The 21,640-nt window shown below is 42.3% G+C and carries 19 protein-coding genes; 8 read left to right on the top strand and 11 right to left on the bottom strand.

All coding sequences use genetic code 11. The features are described from left to right. Positions 1-27: 27 nt before the first annotated feature. The gene (locus tag Q1Q15_RS20190; RefSeq protein WP_300464057.1) at positions 28-831 is read right to left on the bottom strand and encodes a class III extradiol ring-cleavage dioxygenase; all 804 of its coding nucleotides are present in this window, start codon (positions 829-831) and stop codon (positions 28-30) included. A 147-nt stretch (positions 832-978) separates the two neighbouring features. On the opposite strand from Q1Q15_RS20190, the gene Q1Q15_RS20185 reads away from it, so the two are divergent. Further along, positions 979-2,409 carry an SDR family NAD(P)-dependent oxidoreductase gene (locus Q1Q15_RS20185; RefSeq protein ID WP_300464055.1) on the top strand — a complete coding sequence of 477 codons (1,431 nt, stop codon included), beginning with the start codon at positions 979-981 and terminating at the stop codon, positions 2,407-2,409. A gap of 41 nt (positions 2,410-2,450) precedes the next feature. Here the strand turns inward: Q1Q15_RS20185 and Q1Q15_RS20180 are convergent, their stop codons facing one another. Together Q1Q15_RS20180 and Q1Q15_RS20175 are read right to left on the bottom strand one after the other, a co-directional pair. After that, complete coding sequence (locus tag Q1Q15_RS20180) at positions 2,451-4,412, bottom strand: DUF1365 family protein (protein WP_300464053.1); 1,962 nt, start codon at positions 4,410-4,412, stop codon at positions 2,451-2,453. Further along, the gene (locus Q1Q15_RS20175) at positions 4,409-5,689 is read right to left on the bottom strand and encodes an FAD-dependent oxidoreductase (protein WP_300464051.1); all 1,281 of its coding nucleotides are present in this window, start codon (positions 5,687-5,689) and stop codon (positions 4,409-4,411) included. Before Q1Q15_RS20175 ends, Q1Q15_RS20180 begins: the two co-directional genes overlap by 4 nt. A 287-nt stretch (positions 5,690-5,976) precedes the next feature. Between Q1Q15_RS20175 and Q1Q15_RS20170 the strand changes: the two genes are divergently transcribed. The 5 genes from Q1Q15_RS20170 (at position 5,977) to Q1Q15_RS20150 (ending at position 9,589) form a co-directional block, all read left to right on the top strand. Then, on the top strand, positions 5,977-6,120 hold the full coding sequence (locus tag Q1Q15_RS20170; protein WP_300464049.1) for a hypothetical protein: 144 nt from the start codon (positions 5,977-5,979) through the stop codon (positions 6,118-6,120). 80 nt (positions 6,121-6,200) lie between these two features. Beyond that, positions 6,201-6,800: a chalcone isomerase family protein gene (locus Q1Q15_RS20165; RefSeq protein ID WP_300464047.1), complete on the top strand. Its 600-nt coding sequence runs from the start codon at positions 6,201-6,203 to the stop codon at positions 6,798-6,800. Then, positions 6,800-8,170 (top strand): glycoside-pentoside-hexuronide (GPH):cation symporter, encoded by a 1,371-nt coding sequence (locus tag Q1Q15_RS20160; RefSeq protein ID WP_300464045.1) that lies wholly within the window; start codon positions 6,800-6,802, stop codon positions 8,168-8,170. The genes Q1Q15_RS20165 and Q1Q15_RS20160 overlap by 1 nt, the downstream gene beginning before the upstream one ends. Positions 8,171-8,265: 95 nt before the next feature. After that, complete coding sequence (locus tag Q1Q15_RS20155; RefSeq protein WP_300464043.1) at positions 8,266-9,171, top strand: acyltransferase; 906 nt, start codon at positions 8,266-8,268, stop codon at positions 9,169-9,171. Positions 9,172-9,253: 82 nt separating this feature from the next. After that, on the top strand, positions 9,254-9,589 hold the full coding sequence (locus tag Q1Q15_RS20150; protein WP_300464041.1) for a hypothetical protein: 336 nt from the start codon (positions 9,254-9,256) through the stop codon (positions 9,587-9,589). 80 nt (positions 9,590-9,669) lie between these two features. On the opposite strand, the gene Q1Q15_RS20145 is transcribed toward Q1Q15_RS20150, so the two are convergent. From Q1Q15_RS20145 to Q1Q15_RS20130, 4 genes are read right to left on the bottom strand one after another with little or no spacing between them, the layout of a single operon-like run. Next, a complete protein-coding gene (locus Q1Q15_RS20145; protein WP_300464040.1) occupies positions 9,670-10,083 on the bottom strand; it encodes a DUF2177 family protein in 414 nt (137 codons plus the stop codon). Between the two features lie 23 nt (positions 10,084-10,106). Continuing rightward, positions 10,107-12,302, bottom strand: a complete 2,196-nt coding sequence (locus Q1Q15_RS20140; protein WP_300464038.1) for a PEP/pyruvate-binding domain-containing protein — start codon at positions 12,300-12,302, stop codon at positions 10,107-10,109. Then, positions 12,299-12,754 carry a pyridoxamine 5'-phosphate oxidase family protein gene (locus Q1Q15_RS20135; RefSeq protein WP_300464037.1) on the bottom strand — a complete coding sequence of 152 codons (456 nt, stop codon included), beginning with the start codon at positions 12,752-12,754 and terminating at the stop codon, positions 12,299-12,301. The genes Q1Q15_RS20140 and Q1Q15_RS20135 overlap by 4 nt, the downstream gene beginning before the upstream one ends. Before the next feature lie 18 nt (positions 12,755-12,772). Continuing rightward, entirely contained in the window at positions 12,773-14,308 is a 1,536-nt protein-coding gene (locus Q1Q15_RS20130) for an SDR family oxidoreductase (protein ID WP_300464035.1), read from the bottom strand. Positions 14,309-14,512: 204 nt separating this feature from the next. Between Q1Q15_RS20130 and Q1Q15_RS25555 the strand changes: the two genes are divergently transcribed. Next, positions 14,513-14,833, top strand: coding sequence for a DUF523 domain-containing protein (locus Q1Q15_RS25555; protein ID WP_363321021.1), 321 nt, complete (start codon positions 14,513-14,515; stop codon positions 14,831-14,833). A 95-nt stretch (positions 14,834-14,928) separates the two neighbouring features. On the opposite strand, the gene Q1Q15_RS20115 is transcribed toward Q1Q15_RS25555, so the two are convergent. The 4 genes from Q1Q15_RS20115 to Q1Q15_RS20100 form a co-directional block, all read right to left on the bottom strand. Beyond that, positions 14,929-15,054, bottom strand: a complete 126-nt coding sequence (locus Q1Q15_RS20115) for a lipocalin family protein (RefSeq protein WP_300464139.1) — start codon at positions 15,052-15,054, stop codon at positions 14,929-14,931. Positions 15,055-15,106: 52 nt separating this feature from the next. After that, positions 15,107-17,227 (bottom strand): 5-histidylcysteine sulfoxide synthase, encoded by a 2,121-nt coding sequence (ovoA, locus tag Q1Q15_RS20110; protein WP_300464033.1) that lies wholly within the window; start codon positions 17,225-17,227, stop codon positions 15,107-15,109. 346 nt (positions 17,228-17,573) lie between these two features. Beyond that, positions 17,574-18,215: a methylenetetrahydrofolate reductase gene (locus Q1Q15_RS20105; protein ID WP_300464031.1), complete on the bottom strand. Its 642-nt coding sequence runs from the start codon at positions 18,213-18,215 to the stop codon at positions 17,574-17,576. Between the two features lie 1,514 nt (positions 18,216-19,729). Next, positions 19,730-20,575, bottom strand: a complete 846-nt coding sequence (locus Q1Q15_RS20100; RefSeq protein ID WP_300464029.1) for a hypothetical protein — start codon at positions 20,573-20,575, stop codon at positions 19,730-19,732. A gap of 412 nt (positions 20,576-20,987) precedes the next feature. Between Q1Q15_RS20100 and Q1Q15_RS20095 the strand changes: the two genes are divergently transcribed. Continuing rightward, the gene (locus Q1Q15_RS20095; RefSeq protein WP_300464027.1) at positions 20,988-21,527 is read left to right on the top strand and encodes an IS1595 family transposase; all 540 of its coding nucleotides are present in this window, start codon (positions 20,988-20,990) and stop codon (positions 21,525-21,527) included. Positions 21,528-21,640: the final 113 nt, after the last annotated feature.

The raw sequence follows: 21,640 nt of genomic DNA, 5'->3' as shown, positions 1-21,640 counted from the left end.
TTTGACACAGAATTGAAAAGAGTCTTCTCACTGCCAAAGGAAAGCGCAGCTTTTTTTGCCAAGAACAGATCCATGAAAAACCACTCTGGCCGGCATTTCAGTAATGCCGTAACAAACATGCAGGGGCAGAAGATGCTCCTCTGTTGGATGACAATATCGAGCATGGGGAGCGTTTTGCCAGTTAACCAGTCTGTTTTTCCTCTCAGAAGGTGACAAAAGAGGATCCGTCATTGTTTTTACGAGCCATTGATCAAATTCAATGTTTTTTGGATCCTGTCCTGTTTCTCCAAACGTTTTCATATTGTGAAAAGAAAACCCTGATCCAAGAACTAATATTTTTTCATCTCCCAATGCCCTTAATGCGCATCCTAATTTGATATGCTGCAACGGGTCCAAACCATTAACCAATGACAACTGAATACAGGGTATCCGGGCATCCGGGTACATCAGCTTAAGGGGAACAAACATGCCATGGTCAAACCCCCAACGTTTATCAAGTTGGGCCTGAATGTTTTGTTCGTATAGAAGAGAAAGCAATTTTTCTGCAATCCGGAGGTTTCCCGGCGCAGGGTAGTCGATTTCATAAGCTTCCGGTGCAAACCCATAATAGTCATAAATCAAGGGCGGAGAAGCACTTGCGGTAAGGGTGGGAATTGACTGCTCCCAATGGGCGCTGACAATAATGATGTCGTCTGGTGGTTCGAGCTGCTCAGGGATTTTTTTTAGAAACTGAATTAACTCAAGATGTCCTTTGTGATCAAGTAAAGGTAAGGGGCCGCCACCGTGAGGAATATATAAAACACTTAAACCGGTATTCTTTTTAATTGTCATTTTTTTTATTTCTCCATTGGGTGTATAGCCGTTCTTGCTGAAAAAAAAGACAAATTGAATTATAAACTATTTTTTAATTTGGTTGAAGTCCTTTAAATCATGATCATATTTAAAATTGGATGTGGTAACGAATCAAAAAGGTGTCCCATGATAAAATTAAACGAATTCATTCATGTTCCAAACGCGTTAGAGGCCGCTTTTACCTATACCAGCGATTTTAGCAATATCAAAGACTGGGATCCGGGTGTGGCAGTATCCCAAAAGAGATCAAAAGGCGGAACCCAGGTCGGGTCAACCTATGATCTCACTTTGCGGTTTGGGCCGTTCAGACCCAAAATGAAATATACGATCACCGCCTATATTCCTTTTTCCAAGGTAATCTTAAAAGGCAGGGGAGACTCTTTCAGTGCGGTTGACACCATCTCGTTTTTTAAAACCCCAACAGGCACGCGAATTGACTACGAGGCCCAAATATTTTTTTCAGGGTTTTCAAAACGCACGGAAAAATTATTAACGCCTGTTTTAAAAAATACAGGGCGAAAAGCCATACAAGGGCTCGAAGCCAAACTGAGTGGAGAAAATAGAATTTATAAACAAAGCAGCTGGTTTTTTTCAGGATCAACTTTATTCGATTATATTGCAGATCATATGATTTTGCCAGGTATGCTGATGTTCAGCAACTTAGGATATTCATTCAGCAAAAGGTTCTGGGCCAAAAACCATGAAACGCTTTTTGGGCAAAAGGTTGTCATAACAGGGGGAACCTCTGGTATTGGAAAAGCGGCAGCCATAAAACTGGCGGAAAAAAAAGCCTGCCTGACCATCATTGCCAGAAATAGAAAAAAGGCGGAGCGAGTGCGGCAGCAGATCATTGAAAAAACCGGGAATCCCCATGTGGATTTTTTGATAGCAGACTTGAGCAGGATGGAAGATATTAAGCATGTCGTAAAAAAATTAAGGGACAGCAAAAAAACCATAGATGTTCTGATCAATAATGCGGGGGCGCTTTTCAATGAAAGAAAAGAGACAGTTGAAGGGTTTGAACAAACCTTTGCCACAGATCTTTTGGGTGTTTTTTATCTTACCGAATTGCTGAAAGACTGTTTTGCCTCGACAGGCGGCCGGATCGTCAATGTTTCCTCCGGGGGCATGTATACCCAAGGGATTTTTGTGGACGATCTTCAAAATAAAGCCGTCCCCTATGCGGGTGCAAAAGCCTATGCCAGAGCAAAAAGAGGGATTGTCATTCTCACCCGGCTCTGGGCGCAGCAGATGCATCATTTAAACGTAACGGTCCATTCCATGCATCCCGGCTGGGTGGATACACCCGGCATCGAAACCGCTTTACCAGGGTTTCATTCATTGGTAAATTCTGTTTTAAGGACGCCTGACCAGGGTGCAGATACCATCGTATGGCTTGCCGCTTCGAAAGAGGCAGGAGAATCAACCGGTAGATTCTGGCTGGACAGACGGCCCCATGAAACTGTTTTATTTCCCAAAACCGGTGAATCTGAAGAGGCGAGGCAGGTGTTATGGGAAAAATTAAACCGGCTGACCCGTCCATTTGAAACGGCATGATCGCATTTAAAACCCATCGTTAATTGTTTTAAATCAAACGGTCATCGTTGCAGTGTTACCTGAATATCATCAATACCACCCGTGATAAACCCGGCTTCGCAGATTGAAAAATAGTACATCCACTTTCGGTAAAAGGTTTTGTCAAAGCCCATGGCAATGATATCATCCCAGCGTTCGGCAAACCTTTCCCGCCAGCGTGACAGTGTTGTGGCATAATGAGGGCCCATATGATAAATATCGGTGACCGTGAAATCGGTATGGTCGTGAATGGTTTGTTCAAGGATGTTAAGACATGGCAGATGACCCCCTGGAAAAATATGTTTTTGTATCCAGTCCCTTTCTTTACAGTACTGATCATATCGTTCGTCTACAATGGTAATGGCCTGGAAAACCATTTTTCCGCCAGCGTGTAAGAGATTTTTACATTGCCTGAAATATTGTCCTAAAAACTGAGGTCCAACCGCCTCAATCATCTCTATGGAAACAATGCGGTCAAAGTTTCCTCGGGTGTGTCGGTAATCCTGGAGGAGAATCGTAATCTGATCCTCTAACCCTTCCGCTTTGACCCGTTGACGGGCCCGCTGGTATTGCGCTTTGGAAACAGTGATACCGGTGACACGACATCCTGTCTTTTTTGCGGCAAAGACGGCAAAACCTCCCCAGCCGCAGCCTATTTCAAGCAGGTGTTGCCCAGGTCCTATATCCGCCTGTTTTAAAATTCGGTTCATTTTATTCGTCTGGGCGATTTCCAGTGTGTCATGGTTTTGGAGAAAAAGGCCGCAGGAATACAGCATTTTCTGATCTAAAAAGAGGGCATACATCTCATTGCTTAAATCATAGTGGGCGGCAATGTTCCCGGGTGTATTTTCAATGGTGTTTTTGCGTCGGTCATGCGCCAGTTTTTCCTGGATCCGTGTCAGGATGGATAACAAAAGGTTTCCATCGCCGAATCGGTCCCTGTTTTCAATGAGCCTTGTTAACGCAGCGACCAGGTCAGGGCTGTCCCATTCTCCGGCCATGTATGCTTCACCCAATCCGATTTCTCCATCAAAAACGATCCTTGGGAAAAAAGAAAAATCTTTTATTTGGATGACGGCATCTTTTACAGGGTCGATCCTGCCGATGGTCATGGTTTTTTTGTTGGGTAATTGCAAGTCAAGGCTTCCGGTATTCATTTTTTTTAACACAGAAAGGATCAATCGTTTGCTGATGGATTCCAAAAGGTTGGGGGTCTGCCTGGGCATTGTGATGGGGCTCCTGGGTAAGGGTTTATCATTGAATTTGAGTCGCTTTTGGAAAAAAAGTCTGAACGTATGGTAATAGATCCTGGGAACGCTCAAATGGGGAGCAAAGGGGTGCTTCGCCAACGTTTTTAAATGATTACGGCCTGTGAACGGAATGGCTTGTGCACGCAAAACAGCTTCCATCACTTTTGTTCGGTCGCGAACAAGTTCAATCCTGATATTTATCTGGTTTTCCGGAGCTGAAAAATAAAAACGGTAATGTCCTTCAATTTTATTGAATGGGGACACATGAAATGCTTTTGTCGCCTGATAGCTTGCCAGCCAGTCAGGGGACGTATGGGTGTTTTGTGTCAATACATATGGATGACGTTCACCATAGGTATTATTAACTTCAGCTATGATAGTGGCCAGTCGGTTGTCCGCTGAAAAGCAATAATGAAAATTGGCGGGGTTGAAAACATAGTTGAAATATCTGGCAGAGGTGATCATCATTACAGACTGTATTGATTCTTTAACATTGTGCTGGTCGAGTAATTGATCAATTTTTTGTTTAATCGGCATGTCACCCGGTTGCAGATAATCTTTGTCATGAATGGATGTTATTGCCTTTCGGTTATATCCAAACAAAGGATACCTGCGACCCAGGTGCGGCAGATCCTCCAGATCAAAGCCATACATGTAGATTGGGTATGACAGCTGATGGGTTATCGGGGCGAAGCGTCGGTGTTCAATGGTGCCGGTATAAATCAATGAATTCATAGCGACACTCCAAACTTTTTACCCACAGCAAGCGCCGAATTCACACCATCCTCGTGAAACCCATACCCGAAATAACTGCCGCAAAAAAATATGTTTTGGTTTTCGTTTAATGACGGCAGGTCTCGCTGGGAGTCGAATGCCTCAAAAGAATATTGTGGGTGGGTATAATTTATTTCTTTTATAATATGCGCCTGGGGTATTGAGCGTTGAGGGTTCAGTGTCACAAAATAAGAATTTTGGGTATCAAGCTTCTGAAGCCGTGTCATATCATAACTGAGCGTCACCGGCGCCATTGAATCGATGGGGTTATATCGTGTATAATTCCAGCTGGCCCAGGCGCGTTTATTCGGCGGCATGACCGTTTTGTCTGTATGTAAAAAGGTTTTATTATTGGAATAGGACCACACTCCCAGAAGCCGTTCTTCATTTTTACTGGGGTTCTCCAGCAGCTTGAGTGCCTGGTCTGCGTGGGTTGCAATGATAACCGCATCAAAGGTTTGTGGCGCACTATTTTCGAAATGGATTTCAGGCTTTGCGTTTTGTCGTGAAATGGATATTATTTTTGACGATTTTATCGGTTTCCCTTTAAAGGATTTTAAAAAGGCATTCACATAGGTATGGCTGCCGTTTTTGACAAAGTACCATGGGGGGTGTCCTGTCACCGCTAAAAGACCATGATTTTCATAAAATTGGGCAAATGTGCGGATAGGAAATTTACCCATCTGGAGGTCTGAACCGGACCAGATAGCAGCGGCCATGGGAATGATAAACTGGTCAACCACTTCGCGATGAAGGCCTTTTTTTTCTACATATTCAGACAGAGTGATATCTTCAAGAAGACCCTCAAGATAGGTCTTGCGAAGAATTTTAATAAACTGAACCATCTCATATACAAACCTGAGATAACGGGGTTTAACCAGGTTGCGTCGCTGGGCAAATATACTGTTCAGGTTATTACTGGCATAGTAAAGTTTTGTTTTTTGATCATAATAGCTGAATGACATGTTGGTCCGGCATTTTTCAACCCCGAGTTGATTCAAAAAATCAATGAAATTGGGGTATGTCCGTTCATTTAACACAATAAAGCCGGTATCTACAGGGGTTCCTTTGTCTGGTCCCTCAGGAATCATAACCGTATGGGTATGACCGCCAAAATAATCGTTTTTTTCAAAAAGAGAGACGTTGTGGCGGTGTTGAAGCAGATATGCGCTGCAGATTCCGGAGATACCAGAGCCGATCACGGCAATATCCAGGTTGTTCTTATTGATGAGATTCACGAGAACCGTCCTTTAATTCCAGCATACGTTTGTATCCATCACAGGGTGCTGCCTTTAATGGACTTATTTAATCGCGATGGAGAAGAAATTTCAATCTTTATTTTATCTTTGGCCTGGTAACAGGTTCATACGATTGCCGTATATCAATATTAGAGCCAAAAAATAATAGTTTTAACCTATCATTAAACCCTTTTTTTGCTCTTATTGAAATACTGGAATTCAGACTTAGTTTATATTTTAATTAACCGAATATAATTTCAATTAACCCGAAGCAATGAGGTGGTAAAATGACGACAAATAAAACTCAAGATTATACAGAAAGCAAAGAAGAGTCAGAAGAAGGTCACGAAGATACCCGTAGTAAAAACTTTGAGTGTGAAACACCCGATAAAAACCTTGGTTGCGATCCTGGAATCGATGTTGCCGGATGATACAAACTTTGAGACAGAAATATGAAACAGCAGAGCCTCTTTGAGGCTCTGCCTTTTTTTATTCAAAAGGTCGAAAAATAATGAAAATATCAGACGACATAAAAAAATTTGCTTTGCGGTTTATAAACCTGTCCCTTATGTTTATACTGCTGTCTTCAAAAAGTGTGGTGTATGCTCAGACGATAAACGTTGATGGAACATCCTTTTACAAAATACTGACGGTTTCGGATTATCAGCTTCAACTCAAAGGTACAGCATTATTGAGATATCTTGTATTTATAGAGGCATATGCCGGTGCGCTTTATCTGCCGGAAGATATCAGATCAGATCAAGCGCTTAAAAATATACCCAGACATCTGGTTCTGGACTACCGGGTAGGCATTTCTGCAAGTAAATTTGCTGATGCAACAACAATAAAGATAAAAGAATCTGTGAGCAATGAGGTTTACAATCGACTTTATCCAAAGATAAATCAATTAAACCGGTTATACAGAGATGTTAATTCTGGAGATCGGTATGCGTTGACCTATATTCCGGGGAAAGGAACAACATTGACCTACAACACAATCCCTCTCGGCACCATTGAAGGGATAGAATTTTCCAAAGCGCTGTTCTCGATCTGGATAGGTGAAAATCCGATAGATGTGGGCTTTCGAGACAGACTTCTTGGGAAAATATAATGGCCAACCAAATTAAAAAAAGTCCTTACATCCCCCTTTCATGGGTTACACGGTTTTCATATGCATTTCCGGCAATGGCATTAGCCGTTATCGGTATTCCTGTCTATGTTTATCTGCCCAAATTTTACAGTGATACCATGGGAATCAGTATATCAACTGTGGGAATGCTGTTGATGGCAGTAAGGATTTTTGATGCACTGACAGATCCTGTGATCGGTTATGCGTCCGACAAGATATCAACACGGTTTGGAAGGCGAAAGCCATTTATTGCTCTCGGCGCTGCCGGTTTAAGTATTTCCATACTTTTTCTCTTTATACCGCCGGTTTCTTCCGGGACAAATCTGACATTCTATTTTGGGTTCTGGTTGTTTGTCCTTTTTTTGTTTTGGACATTGATTACCATCCCATATGAATCTCTTGGTCCTGAACTGACGACCCATTACCACGAGCGTACAGCGCTGTTCGGTCTCAGGGATGGATTCCTTATCGGTGGAACACTTCTGGCGGCGTCTTTTCCTGTATTGATTGACCAGGCGCTTGAAATGCTGAACCAAAAATCTTCTGAAAACCTTCGATTCTCTATCATGGCATATGTTTATGCACCGATGATTCTCCTTTCGTCCGTTATTTGTATATGGAAGGTAAAAGAAGTCCTTATTTATCCGAACGTCCGAAAAGATCTTTTTTTTCAGGGGCTGGCGGATGTCATGAAAAATCGGCCGTTTGTTATTCTTATACTAGCGTATACCATCAGTGCCTTTGGAAGTAACCTGCCGGCAACCCTTATTTTATATTACGTGGAGTATGTATTACAGGCAGACCATGCCGAAGGATTTCTTCTAATTTATTTCATAACCGGGATTATATTTTTACCTTTCTGGGTTGGGATTTCAAAGAAGATCGGCAAAAAAAATGCATGGATCATATCGATGATCATCAACACCGGTGCTTTTACGGGTGTATATTTTTTAGGACCGGGAGACGTTGAACTTTACGGCATACTGGTATTTGTTTCAGGAATTGGTTTTGGTGCAGGATTGGCACTGCCGTCATCCATTCAGGCGGATGTGATTGACTATGATGAACTGATGAGCGGTCAAAGACGAGAGGGACGGTATATTGGCCTATGGTCTATTTCAAAGAAAATGGCGGCTGCATTTGGGATTGGAATTGGGCTTTTGCTGCTGGGCAGTACCGGCTATCAGCCGAACGTTGAACAGGATATTAAAACAGTCGATATTCTGAGGGTTCTATATGCGTTGGTGCCTTCTATCTGCAATGGCCTGTCCATTCTGATTATTTCTTTTTATCCTATTACAGAAAAATATCATGCCCAAATTCGGTCTGATATTGAAAAAAATAGACATTGAAAAGGTCTGTTTTTTTAAATATAGTAATTTTTTTTTGAGAAACTTTATTGATTCAGATTTAAAAGAGGCAGGCAGAAAGAGGAAAAGAGAGAGCTGTGAAGAAAAAAATAACCCGCCAATTTCGCGCTATTGCATTTCTAATCCTCTTGATAATGAATACGTTGTTCTGGATGATCCCACTTTTTATATCAGGGATTTTCAAGCTTTTAGTACCTGCTGCCAAATTTCGTAAAATCTGTAACAAATCCGTCACATATGTCTGCGCCAGATGGAATAGCTGGAATAACCGACTCATTGATCTGATGCAGAATGTCCGGTGGGATGTCCAGGGGCTTGAAAATTTAAAAAAATCGGATTCTTATTTGGTCATTTGTAATCATCAGACATGGGTTGATATCCTTGTTCTTGAAAAGATCTTTCTTGACAAGATTCCTTTTTTGAAATTTTTTATCAAGCAGGAACTGATTTGGATTCCGGTACTGGGTTTTTCCTGGTGGGCCCTGGAGTTCCCTTTTATGAAACGGTATTCAAAAGAATTCTTAGAAAAAAATAGGCATCTCAAGGGAAAAGATTTAGAGATTACCCGAAAAGCCTGTGAAAAGTTCAAGGAACTTCCGGTATCTGTGATGAATTTTGTGGAAGGAACAAGGTTTACACCCCAAAAGCAAAAGGATCAGCAGTCTCCGTATAAAAATATTTTGCGCCCTAAGGCGGGTGGGACAGCGCTTGTCCTGGACGCCTTAGGAACGCAGCTGCAGGCAATTTTGAATGTTACCATTTATTATCCCCAGGGAGCTAAGGCAATCTGGCAGTTTTTTTGCGGAGAAGTCAACGAAGTGGTTGTCAGAGTTGAAAAACTGCCAGTTACCGAAGAGATCCTGGGTGACTATTTTATGGATTCAGAATTTAAATCCCGTTTTCAGGTTTGGTTAAATGGGCTTTGGGAAAAAAAAGATGCGACCCTGACACATCTGTCACAAAAGTATGGTTCAAGTGCATAGTAATCAAAAAATCCAGGCTATTTGAAACCTGGTGATTTTATTATTTTATGGTTCGGATTTAACCGTAACGAGAGGTGAAAAAATGAACGAACAACTGATGAAAGTTCTCGAACATATAAATATAACATACCGCGATAAAGCAATGTCCGGTGCACGCAATTATCTTAACGTGGATATTGGCAAGGTTGCATTGGAGTTGGGTTTCAAAACCCTTCACAAGAAATACCTGAAACGAGAGGGGGTGGTGGCGTTGAAAGATCCACAGCCTGGAATGAAGGTGCGTATTGACGGCCGTACATTTGTCAATTATGCTGAGTACGCCAATGGATTAGCCGTACCCGAATATATTGCAAAGACCGCGAATTTACCTTTTACGCAGTATACTGCCAATGACAGCATGATATTAAATTTTGTATGAAACACCAATCAACCCCCGTGTCCGCCTTGACAGTTTTAGGCCCATCATGTTTGTCATGGGGGCACGGGGCTTGGTAATAATTAAATTGACGGTGAATCAAAATGCCTGCCGGCCTTCACGCTTACCAGGCTTACAATTACGCTCAATGCCATTCCCCAGATTATGTCCACAACAGTGACCAAAACCGGCCAGCCTTCAATGAGTGCAAGGTTCGTTAAATCATAGGTCCCGTAGGTCAGGGCCCCAAAAACGGCGGCTCGCAAAAAACTCATTTTTAAAGAATTGTCTTTCAATCCAGGCAAGACAACAAAAAACAATAGACCGGCAACGAACATCAGGTAGAAAATGATGGCTGCTATCCAATTGGGGGAGGATGCCAGAATAAAACCCAGTTGATCCTTATAAAAGGTTCGGGCAATAAAACCGATCCATATCAGATCAACGACAAGAAATGCAGATAATGCAACGCCATATACTTTAAGGCAGCGAATCATTTTGTCTCCCTTGAGAACAAGACTTACAGTTCATCTGTTTTACATGTGATAATGCCAAGATATCCGTCAACCGTTATCTGATCGCCATTTTTAATAAGCTGCATGGCCTGGGAAGCGCCTGTAATACAGGGCAATCCATATTCCCTGGCAATAATGGCACCGTGAATGAGCATGCCCCCGCGTTCTTCCACTACGGCGGATGCCAGCGGTATTACAAATGTCATATTCGGATCCACTCCCGAACAGACAAGGACATCCCCCTGTTTAAAATCCAGCAGGTCCTGGGGATTTTGAATACGTTTTGCTTTTCCGGTTGCGATACCCGGTCCTGCCGGATGACCGACGATCTGGCGGGATTTGAACCATCTCTTGGACGTCTTATCAGATAAGGTTAGCTCAATGGATATCGATGGTTCATCAGGCACCCTGCTGAGGGCGGGGATTTGGGCGAGCATTTTTTGTTCGTCTGTGTCGATTAGGGGGTCTGACAGCCGGGACTGCCCTTCCCACACCGATTCGATTAATCGGGCTTCTATTCTGCCCAGATGAATATTATCGTCGTCCCGCAGTCGATAACTCTCACGTCCCAAATGAAGTACATCTGCTGCAAACTTTTTTTTGGGGGCGGGGAAACTGTCCATATAATTTTCTTGAAGGCGCTTAACATCAGGTCCATCTGTGTGTTTTTGTCTGGGCGGCTGCTTTGCAAATTCGATCAAAAGTCTGATAATACCATTGTTCCCATGCTGACATTCGTTCCCGCTGCCGGTGGTGCAGGAAAGGTCACCAAACTCTTCAACAAATTTGTCCAGCAGGCGCCTGAAGGGGTGATCCATTTCTGGGATCATGTCATCGTCCAGCATCGTTTTTAGACCCATATTACACCGGATCATTTGGGCAAGTTTTTCAAGCAGATGATTTCTGGCCATACTTTTAAGGCCGGTATTTTCAAGAAGGGCCATGAACTCATAGGGATCATCCGGTGTGACAGCATCGTTGTAAACCTGCCCGAACAATCGAATACCATGGGCAAAGGGTATAAACTCAGCCCAGTAAACCTTTACCCAATGATCATATAGCGTTTGTCTTTGTTCTATCTCCTGACAGAGCAGTTTTGTGGTCATGGTTTGAAAATTTATCTGTCCCAGACGCGTTGCTTCGTCAATCATCTGGGGAATCAAATGGTGTTCAATTTTAACGTATAATTTTTTTAAATTTTCGTAACTTCTATGCAATGTTAAATACCAGCTTCTTTTATCATCGGAGTCTTTAAAGCCAACACTGGTAATCGGCCTTGACTGAAGGATAATCAACTGATCGTTGCAAAACGTCCATTCCATATCCTGGGGTCTGCCGAACAATGCTTCCATTTTTCTGCCGGTTTCCCATATTTGGAAAACTTCCTGATCATCCAAAGGGGGTGTCTGATTCTTTCTTTCGGACAAATCAGCGAAACCAACCCCTTGTGCGTTGGGGTATGCGTATTGTTTTCGAACAGGTTCGATATGGTTTAATATTTTGCCTGAAGATTGGCTTAAAATCCATCGATCCGGCTCAACGTCACCATCTACAAGGGCCTGGTTTAAGCCATAGACTGATTCTATAACCGATTCGTTTGAATTGGATGGATTCAACCCAAAAAAGATACCGGACCTGTCAGAGGGTATCAATTCCTGAAGAACAACCGCCATTTGGCTGGTATGAATGTCAAGCCCTAACTCTTTTCGATATAAAAGCGCAGCATCTGAATAGAGCGAAGCCCATACCAACCGGATATGTTTGACAATATTATCGGCTCCGATAATGTTCAGGAAAGAATCATGGAGGCCTGCAAAAGAGCTGGCCGCATTATCTTCACCAGGTGCCGAGGATCTTACGGCAACCGGATGATCCCCAAAGGATTCAACGATTAAAGAAAAAAGGTCTTTTTGGATGTTCGGTGGAATCGGTGTGGTTAAAAATAAATTTCGGATCCGAAGGGAGATGTCCCAGATTTCTTCCCAACGCATATGTTTGAACGGCTTTCGGTTGATCTCAAGAAGAATCGTGTTTTTAAGCCGGGTCTGTTTGAGATAAGTTTCGTATATCTGACAAGGGATACAAATTGTTTTGGGAACGATGAATCCCTGTTCATGGATTTTGGCCAGGCAGAGAGCCTTTCCACCGACTTGGTCAATACCGGCATTTATAAAGTCTTCTATCTCGAGGACCGGTTTCATGAGTTTACCTGGATTTCAACGACATTCTGAAACTGGTTGACCATAAAATACCGCTTCATTGATACGCAGATAAAAGCGGTTGTAGGCGCTTTCGAAAATCCTTTAAGATGAGGGTGTTTCTTTAAGTACACGTTTAAAAGTTGTGTTCGGTCAGATGCCGCTGCAACTGCTGCAGTTCCGATACCGGTTACGGAAATTGCGTTATAAATGTCATCGGCTTGATTCACGCTGTTATTGACCAGTATAGTGACTTTGGGGTTGGTTATCAGGTTCTCATATTTGCGGGTTGTATTGGGGGTTAAAAAATAAACAGATTCAAGATCGGAACTTGCAGCAAATGCAACAAGACTTGAATATGGCTGATCGTTTTTCTGGGTTGAGAGTACAGCAAGACTCTGGGATTCAAATAGCTCAGAGATATTATTCAATTTTTCTTTTTTGTTATCGCTCATGAAAGTATCCTATTAAAATTATTTGTTCGACCACCGACAGATATCTGAAGGGTGTGGATGATATTTTCCCGGTTGTGTCAACAATTTTAAACCGGAAGCGGTTACCAGTCCTTTTAACATTTGTATGAATACATATTGGTGAAATGGGAATAAAATATACCAGTATAAAAGACCTATTAATCCTTTGGGCAGAAAACGTGACAGCAAAATAATTTGGCTTTGTCCATTATCCATGTCCTCTATTCTTAGTTCCAAAAGTGCTTGCCCAGGAGCTTTCATCTCAGACAGTAAAAGCAGTTTTGATTCAGGTGCCATCTCAAGGACTCTCCAGAAATCAACTGTGGCACCAACCCTTAGCGCTTTTTTCGAGTGACTGCTGTCGGATAATCCGACACCTCCGACAAATGTATCGATGATACCACGAATTTTCCATAATATATCTGCTCCATAATATCCTGTCCTTCCGCCGATTTTTTCAATGGGTTTCCATAGATCGCCGGGAGTTCCTTTTACAATAGCCTGATATCCACAGGAAAAGAGGGTCCCGCCTGTATAGGAAGCGTCTCCATAATGTGACCATTCAGGGTGTTTGATTTTACCTCCATCAGCCCTGCAGGTGTCGACCTGTTCCTGGATGACCGGCTCAAGTGCCCTGCGAATTGCCTCGGCACATGAGATCAGATCCTGATGAATAATCTGTTTAATGCTGTCTTCTGTGCAGGTGGTGGGAACGCTTAAACCTTCCGCTAAGGGTTGTGCGATGGCCGCTGGAACCGGGGTTACAAGGTGAATCCAAAGAGATGATAATCTGGGCGTCAATACGGGGACCGGAATCATAAATGGAACTGGTAATTTTGATTCATTGGCAAAGATTCGGAACAGATCCTTATATGCGACAACGTCAGGTCCGCCAATATCGAAGGTTTTTCCTTTTGTTTCAGGGTGTTCTAAACAGCCTTTTAAATATCCTAAAACGTTAGTTATGGATATCGGCTGGGTGGGCATACTTACCCATTTAGGAGTGACCATTACAGGCAACCGCTCGGCAAGATATCTTAATATTTCAAAACTGGCACTGCCTGATCCCAGGATCATGGCAGCTCGAAGAACCGTTGTTGGAACAGGTCCTTCCATGAGAATCTTACCAACTTCATTTCTGGAAATAAGATGTTTGCTGATATTTTTATGGCTTATGTCTCCAAGGCCACCTAAATATATAATATGCTCTAATCCTTCCTCTGCGGCTGCTTGAACCATGTTCTTTGCACCAGTTTTGTCTGCATCTCGGTATTTGCCTTTTTGGGAAATCATAGAATGGACAAGATAATAAACAGTCCCGCATCCTTTAGTCGCATTTTTTAGCGACGCTATATCCTGGATATCTCCTTTAACCAGTTCTACATTTTTATTTTGCCCCCATGGCCGGTCGGTCATTTTGGGTATGGAACGCCCCATAGCTTTCACCTTGTAGCCGTCTGCCAATAATAAAGGGATAAGACGGCCAGAAACATAGCCGGTTGCTCCTGTCACTAAAATGGGTTTTACGTTAATCATCCGGGCTCCCTGAAATAATCTGTTGTCAGAATCAAAGAATGAAAATGTTGTCTGTATATGACTTATACCGATAAAAAGACGGTTTAATCAAGAAAATGAGTGTCAATTATTTCAAAAACTAATATAGTTAATCGATAATTATATAATTCACTCATAGCTCTTGATAATATTGGGCAGTTTTATCTTGATTAATGGAGAATCCAAATGCTTACACCCATCAAAATAGGCATCAGCTCCTGTCTTTTAGGAAATAAAGTTCGTTATGACGGTGGACACATTCATGATAGATTCCTGACTCAAACGCTTGGACTGTTTGCAGCGTATGTACCTGTCTGTCCCGAAGTTGAATGCGGTATGCCAACCCCCCGTGAAGCGGTCAGGTTGGTAGGCCCCACCGAGAATCCAAGATTATTGACGCAGAAAACCGGGGTGGACAAAACAGCACAGATGCAAACACGATATAGGAACCATAGAATGGGCCAAAAAAAGAAACTTTCAAGAACCCTTCATTTGATTCTCGGATGAAAAAGGCCTTGCCGAAGCTTGTTCGCCATTCGCTTGTCTTCACCGAAAAACCGATGTTTTTGACTTGGATACCCCCGGTTTTTCGCAATGAATACTCAGGCGGTTAACTGTTCCAGCCCTCTCTCATAAGAATGATCCAAACTAGCAACTTCATACCATTTACCGAGATATTTATCGAGTTCGAATTCTTTGACCGGCAACACAGACTCCAGAATCCCCATGCATCCGCCCAACACCAATGATACGATACTCAGAAAAAAAATTTTCATCTTTTTAGTCTTCGATTGGATTTACTCTTTCCCACATCGTCATCTGGGCTGTTGTATGCTGAAATTTTCTCCGGGTCTCATGAATTACAAATTCAATATCACGGGGCTCATCGAGCATCTTGAAATGAGCGCTGAGAAGTTCTTTTAACCCATCCAGTGTGGTATATGGCTCGCCGGCCTTTCGAATCCCGCCCACCCAGTTCTCTTTTTTTGTGAACTCTTCCAACCAGGTATAAGGAGAGGTTAGCACCAGCAATCCGTTCATACGAAGTCGCATGTGAATAGTGGTAAGAAATTTCACCGGGTCGTAGAGTCTGTCGATAAGATTGGCCGCCAGAATAAGATCATAACCCGTAAACCGAGACTTAAGATTAGAAGCATCCGCTTGAAAAAATTCCACTTTGTTCTTGAACTGCTCCAACCCAAATTCTTCCAGTCTTTTCTCATGGAATGATACAATATCCCCCTCTTCTGCCAATTCATAATGAATCGTGCCTTTCTCCTGCATTTGAATGGCCATACGGATAAAACGGGCAGAGAAATCAAGACCGGTCACCGCATCGAACGACCGGGCAAGTTCAAATGTCGAGCGTCCTACAGCACACCCCAGATCAAGCGCTTTCTTTTTCGGACGATCTGACAGATACCCGAGTGCCAGTTTAGCGCAGGTCGCAGGGAAATTGTCAACTTTATAATAGTCAGGTCCATAGTGCGCCTCACAATATTGTGATACGGCGCTGTCGGTTTCATACATGGCTTGTGGCTCCTCCAGAGGTTGCTCTGAGTGGATGTATCTAAATCCTGCGTGTTGAAAAAAATGGCGCCGAAATGCATATCGGGAATCACGGGTGGCTTCATTCCCCGTTGAAATCCAGGAACCACCTTTTATCAGGTTGTGCCGGGTGTCAAACGTCGGGGTGGAAAAATCGTCGTAATACGGGTGGACCTTAAATCCCTGGAATCCGCTAATGGGTGTTTCTGTCCATTGCCAGACATTTCCGATAATGTCATAGAAGTCTCCAAAACCAAACCGGGTCACCGGGCAGGGTGAGGCCCAATGTTCCAGGTTGATATTTCCCGGCGCCTGCTCCCAGAAAGGCTGATCCGGGATGTCGTGAAGGTCCCTCAGACGATACCACTCATCTTCTGTGGGAAGCCGGATCGCCCGGTTATGTTTTTCTCCGAGCCAATTACAAAACGCCTTGGCCTCAAGATAGTTGACTTCAACGGGCCAGTCCCAGGGCATGTCAATAATTTGAGTCATGGTCCGAAGCCGATACCGGTTCTTTTTTTTTATCCAGAAAAACGGGTGTTCGGCTCGGGTAAAACCCACCCAGCGCAGCCCTTCCTCTGTCCACAACCCATGACGGGAATACCCCTTATCCGTTACAAAACCCAAGAATTCCTGATTGGAAACAAGGTATTTGGAAGCCGAAAAATCCCAAACATCAAACTGATGGTGGCCAAATTCATTATCCCAGCCGTAGAGAGGGCTGTCCAGGGGTTTTCCTAAGGTTACCCGGCCACCTGCCGCGGGCAGCAATTCATTTTCCGGGGCATCGCCGGTTTCGGCACAGATCTCCCACAAGGGGAGCATCCGGACATGATCAATGGGCAGTCGTCGGATAATGACCGAAGAGGTCTCAAGGTGAATCCTTTGGTGTTCGATACCCATTATGATTGCCCAGAAAGGCTGGTCCCAGGTAATGGGCATCGTCAGGGGCATAGTAGTGATCAAGGTATCCAAAAATTTACGGACTTTATCCCGATATGCTTTGACTTCAGACACAGCAGGCCAATTATAGTGAGATTCATCCAGATCATCCCATGACATTTCATCCACGCCAACAGCAAACATAGCTTCATATGCGGGGTTGATTCGGTGTTCAATAATTTTTGCAGTGATCAGCTTGTTGATATAAAAACAAGCCGTGTGGCCCAGATAAAAAATCAGAGGATGCCTCAACGGCTCCGCTCGGATATAAAAACTTTCCTCGTGCAGAAGGGTTTCATAGAGTTGTTCATCGATGCTGTATGTCTTGTGAAAATAATCACGAACCGCCGCTCTTTTCTCTTCAGCATTTCCTTCATTCAAAATTATTGTTCGGGTATTGCGTAAATTCATGCTCTATGCCTCCTCGATAAGATTCTCGTAGGACCGGCGTGCCGTATTACAGCCAACTTTTTTTTGTTCACGATGGGGCACGGATATCAAAGGAATTCAGTTCATATAAACATTTTCTTGGGTTATTTATAGATCAATTAGTTGTGGACGACAAGATATTTCTCCGGACCTTGACGGAACGATTCTTACTACATCAAAAACTTATTAATTATGTCTCTAACCAACCCCTATTCTATGAGCTGAAATATGCCGCAGAATCATGGAAATATGAACAACGCATCATCAAATGAGTCTGTTTGCTGACAGAACAAGCTGTATGAGCTGGGTCCTCAATCAGCTACGGATGCTATTCAATAGATTTTGGCAAGATTTGATGCCAATCTTGCATAAAGCTTAGCATTGAAAGATAGATACAGCATTCCGGATAAATCGCATGTAGAGCCTTCAGATTGTCAATGGGATCATAATTCTCGGCCGTTTCATCTTTCTTTTTTCCAACACTCTTATAAAGTAGATCTACGTTTTTCGACATCCATGCTTCTACGATGATCGGAATGTTCAACAATTTCAGTTCGTCAACACTCTGGTCTTGACCGATGATTGGTTGGGTAACCGCAAACTTTGCACCAGCTTTTATCTTTTGCGTCATGTGTTTTAGCTCGAATGACAGAGGTTTGTAGGGATTATACGCGGCCCCAGTTATGAACTTACCAGGAAATTCCACATTGATATATCGAATTAAATCAATAGATGTCGAAATGCTTCGTGCACCACCGATGCTTTTGGGTTCGAGTTTAGAAAGTAAAGGTCCTCCATCGCCTCTGACGACCAGAATATATCTTAATTTCGCAGACGCCGCTTTTTTCAACATCTCGTCAAGTTCATTTTTTGTATGAAACGTGTTCAAATTCATAAAAATTCTATTGGGATCTATTTGAAGCCTTTTTAGCCCAATACTTTCCAGTGCGCCCATTCGTGGCTGGCCCATGGGATTATCCGGTATCGATAGACCGAGCCCAACATCAATGATTCTCTGATATCGATCTGCGAATCTATCCAGATGATGATCAACCGCTTGACCCTCAATGGACCTTTTAGGTGACAGTAATTCGATTATATAAGGATAATTAAACATGTTTACCTCATTAGACATATCATAAACAATGACTCTTCAATTTAGAATTTGCCATACTTGCAATAGTCATTGTTTCTTGAACCCTCAAAAATTCAACTAATGTCTTTAAGCATATTGGACCAAATTCACAATATAATAAACATTCTAATAATGCAAAAAGAATTCATAAGTTTCAACCGAATTACTCGCGACTATAGATGGTATCTATAGAGACGAGTCAAACTCCCCAACTTACCGAGCGCTTGATCCACCAGTCCGGGCTTTTTAATTATTTCCAGAATACCATATCTGGTATGGACAAATCTTTCATCCTCAGATTTAAAATTAAATTATATGGGATAGCCTGAAGTCAAATTTAAAAAGCTTGCTGTAAATTTTATTGGAGAAAAAGTTTAATCAAAAACACCCACAAATCTTTTACTTCCATAGATCCATTACTTATTATGTCGATTAATTAAAAGTATCAAATAAGCCTTTTTGGACTGGCAGATATGGCAGTGTATAGAGAAATGACAAAGGCCTTTAAATGCACCTAAAAAGCTCTTGTGTGAGATGTATTTATATTTCCTTTTTAAATCACAAAGTCCCCAAAATTATTATGGAAATACATTTTAATAATTCCATCTTGAACCAAAAAAGAAAAGCGACACACATCTCTAAAATTCAAATTTCATTACTCCAGATATCCATTACTTATCATTTGGTTAGCATTGCGGTGGCAAAGAATTGTTTTTGGACTGCTGGATATGTCATTGCCCCAGAAGACGACAAATGGCCTTTAAATCGAACGTGAGGGCTTTGCATGAGATTCTGCCTGATAACGTCATCGCCCCTTGGTACCTAAAAAGAGGGCATATGAGAGGGGACTTTCTGATTAACAGAAAACCGGGCCATTATCCCTTCCAGAACCCCCATCGCATCACCCACCATTCTTTTTAAATTTTAAGGGCTCAAACGCCGTAAGGCTTGATATTGAGGCGGGGTTTACTCCAGAGCTGGTATGGCACAAAGCGTAGGCATCCATAAGTTCCGCCAGCTCCACTTTTGAATCCTTACTCTTTATATGCCATCCCAATTCCTCCATGCGACCTTGTCCCGCTGATTGATACCTCCGGGAAGACCGCCGGAGAGATTTATCGGCAAGAGCCTTTTACCATGTCAAAATAAAAGATTTACATAATATGGGTTATGACGTCATTCATTGGGTTAAACAGCCTTTTTTACACCCAAATTATCAAAACCATCCCCTTTCTCAGAATGATTTGTAATATCCTTCATTGGTATTAAGGTTGAGTTGTCAGTTTTATATCCTGCCAATCGGAATGGATGTAGACAGCATAATTTGGATGGGCATTATACATACGGGGTTATATATAGTTCTGATGGGTGTAGCCATGTAACTTGATTTGAGTTGCCGCTGGAAAGGCCGAGATGTCGTGGTTGGTGATGATCTCACGCAGCACCGGTTTTAACCGCTGTACAGTATAGGCTCGGTCTTTGCCCGGTTTCACTCCGAAAACCTCCTTTATCTTCCATGGCGGCATCTTGTTCATGATATTCTTGGTGTGCCTTTTAACAACGTCATTTATTCCCATTTCATTTATCAGGGGTAGGGAATTCCTTTGTTTCAGGGCGTGCTTGATGTCACAGTATTTGAAGGCTAAAACCACCTCCAGGCGTGAAAGTCCTTTGCGCTGATACCATTTGTTTTTTTTATCTGATTCGACAAGGGGGCAGGCTTTCACCTCTATCAAGTCAATGGCGTGCTCAATATAAATGGTTCCCCTGGTTAATAGCAGGTGGCGGGCGGTCTGGTAGTTTGATTTCCCGGTGCCGAACTTTATGAAGTTCAGGGATAGCAGGTTGGAAACCATGGTTGTCAAAATCTGGTTATAGGTGACCCTGGTTTGGTCATAGGTGGTCCAATGCCTTGGCATGGCAATGGTTAGATATGAGCCCCTAAACTTGATCACAACGCCTGTTTCTTCATCCCTAAGTTGGTAAGTAGCCCCATATTTGTCTCTTCCAGTTATGTGAAAACTTCTGAGAACGCCTGAAGCATCAAACAGGTTCTTATAAACAGTTAGAGCTGGTCGTCCTTTTGATTTGATTCCCATTGTAGACAACCTGATATTGCAAACCACATTGTCTACATGGGAGACAAATTCCCTGCCCTTCAAAATCTTGTTCCAGCTCGGTATAAAATCTGCCATGGGAATCAATCTCCATCTACCACCTTGTGGTATTAAATTCTTATTATTATAGGTATATCTTTTTAGGCTTCCCCCTTGTATTTAGTTGAGAATTTGGAACTCACCATTTGGCCAGCATTTCATCAAATTTTTGGGTTGCAATCCCCCTTGCTGTAGCTATTACTTTTTTCTTTCCCATTACATTTCCTCCTATTCAAAAAATCATTACGTTTGTAATTATTTAATAGAAAGAAGGGGTTTGGAATTCACTTATGAATGATGTTTTTTTTAAATTAACAATATTTTAGCATATAATATTATGTAACTATCTTAAATTATTAGATATAAATAATTATTAATTTAATTGCATAAATATTTCTTGAAGATTTAATATGCACTTTACTTAAGTAGAGTAATAGAATATTATTGTGGGATGGCTACTTCACAAGGTTTAAAAACAAAGATTGCCTTTCCGGGATCAACTAAAGCATTTAATGAATATTTTAAAAGTAACCAAGATTGTATGGATTATCTTTTTAAACTTCGTTGGCCAAATGGGTTTTACTGTGAGAGTTGTGAAAAAACTACGGATAACCCTTCTGCCACAGCTCGTGGCCTTTTCCTTTGCAAAAATTGTAATCGTCAAATTTCAATTACATCTGGGACATTATTTCATAAGACACGTAAACCTTTGCTAACCTGGTTTATGGCTATTTGGTTGATGACGGATAAAACGTATAAAATAAACGCCTTTAGTTTGCAAAAAAAACTCGAAATGGGGAGCTACAACACAACATGGGCTTGGCTTCACAAGCTTCGTAGCTGTATGGTGAATCCTGAATGGGATAAATTGACTGGAGTCATCGAAATGGGTGTATTCCATATCCAAGGTGGGAAGAAGTTCAAAATACACGGGCAAAATACAGAACAAGCAATAATTGTTGCAATAGCTGCAGAAGTTCAGAGCTCCTGACATTAGCCAAATTTAAATGCAGCTTATGCAGCCTTAAATACCAGTTTCAGTTCTGTCCCGGGGTATAAAAATTTTTCCTTATTTACTATGTCACAAAGCTCCCCCAAAGACTC

This window comes from Desulfobacula sp., assembly GCF_030145145.1.
Classification (GTDB): domain Bacteria; phylum Desulfobacterota; class Desulfobacteria; order Desulfobacterales; family Desulfobacteraceae; genus Desulfobacula.
Note: the sequence above shows the minus strand (reverse complement) of the source record. Positions and strands in the feature narration are given on the sequence as shown.

What these genes read in the sequence shown, in the direction of transcription:
- Q1Q15_RS20190 (WP_300464057.1), bottom strand. Translation starts at nt 831, where the DNA reads ATGACAATTAAAAAGAATACCGGTTTAAGTGTTTTATATATTCCTCAC.
- Q1Q15_RS20180 (WP_300464053.1), bottom strand. Translation starts at nt 4,412, where the DNA reads ATGAATTCATTGATTTATACCGGCACCATTGAACACCGACGCTTCGCC.
- Q1Q15_RS20100 (WP_300464029.1), bottom strand. Translation starts at nt 20,575, where the DNA reads ATGGCAGATTTTATACCGAGCTGGAACAAGATTTTGAAGGGCAGGGAA.
- Q1Q15_RS20170 (WP_300464049.1), top strand. Translation starts at nt 5,977, where the DNA reads ATGACGACAAATAAAACTCAAGATTATACAGAAAGCAAAGAAGAGTCA.
- Q1Q15_RS20115 (WP_300464139.1), bottom strand. Translation starts at nt 15,054, where the DNA reads ATGGGGATTCTGGAGTCTGTGTTGCCGGTCAAAGAATTCGAACTCGAT.
- ovoA (WP_300464033.1), bottom strand. Translation starts at nt 17,227, where the DNA reads ATGAATTTACGCAATACCCGAACAATAATTTTGAATGAAGGAAATGCT.
- Q1Q15_RS25555 (WP_363321021.1), top strand. Translation starts at nt 14,513, where the DNA reads ATGCTTACACCCATCAAAATAGGCATCAGCTCCTGTCTTTTAGGAAAT.
- Q1Q15_RS20095 (WP_300464027.1), top strand. Translation starts at nt 20,988, where the DNA reads ATGGCTACTTCACAAGGTTTAAAAACAAAGATTGCCTTTCCGGGATCA.
- Q1Q15_RS20135 (WP_300464037.1), bottom strand. Translation starts at nt 12,754, where the DNA reads ATGAGCGATAACAAAAAAGAAAAATTGAATAATATCTCTGAGCTATTT.
- Q1Q15_RS20105 (WP_300464031.1), bottom strand. Translation starts at nt 18,215, where the DNA reads ATGGGCCAGCCACGAATGGGCGCACTGGAAAGTATTGGGCTAAAAAGG.
- Q1Q15_RS20150 (WP_300464041.1), top strand. Translation starts at nt 9,254, where the DNA reads ATGAACGAACAACTGATGAAAGTTCTCGAACATATAAATATAACATAC.
- Q1Q15_RS20140 (WP_300464038.1), bottom strand. Translation starts at nt 12,302, where the DNA reads ATGAAACCGGTCCTCGAGATAGAAGACTTTATAAATGCCGGTATTGAC.
- Q1Q15_RS20130 (WP_300464035.1), bottom strand. Translation starts at nt 14,308, where the DNA reads ATGATTAACGTAAAACCCATTTTAGTGACAGGAGCAACCGGCTATGTT.
- Q1Q15_RS20165 (WP_300464047.1), top strand. Translation starts at nt 6,201, where the DNA reads ATGAAAATATCAGACGACATAAAAAAATTTGCTTTGCGGTTTATAAAC.
- Q1Q15_RS20160 (WP_300464045.1), top strand. Translation starts at nt 6,800, where the DNA reads ATGGCCAACCAAATTAAAAAAAGTCCTTACATCCCCCTTTCATGGGTT.
- Q1Q15_RS20145 (WP_300464040.1), bottom strand. Translation starts at nt 10,083, where the DNA reads ATGATTCGCTGCCTTAAAGTATATGGCGTTGCATTATCTGCATTTCTT.
- Q1Q15_RS20185 (WP_300464055.1), top strand. Translation starts at nt 979, where the DNA reads ATGATAAAATTAAACGAATTCATTCATGTTCCAAACGCGTTAGAGGCC.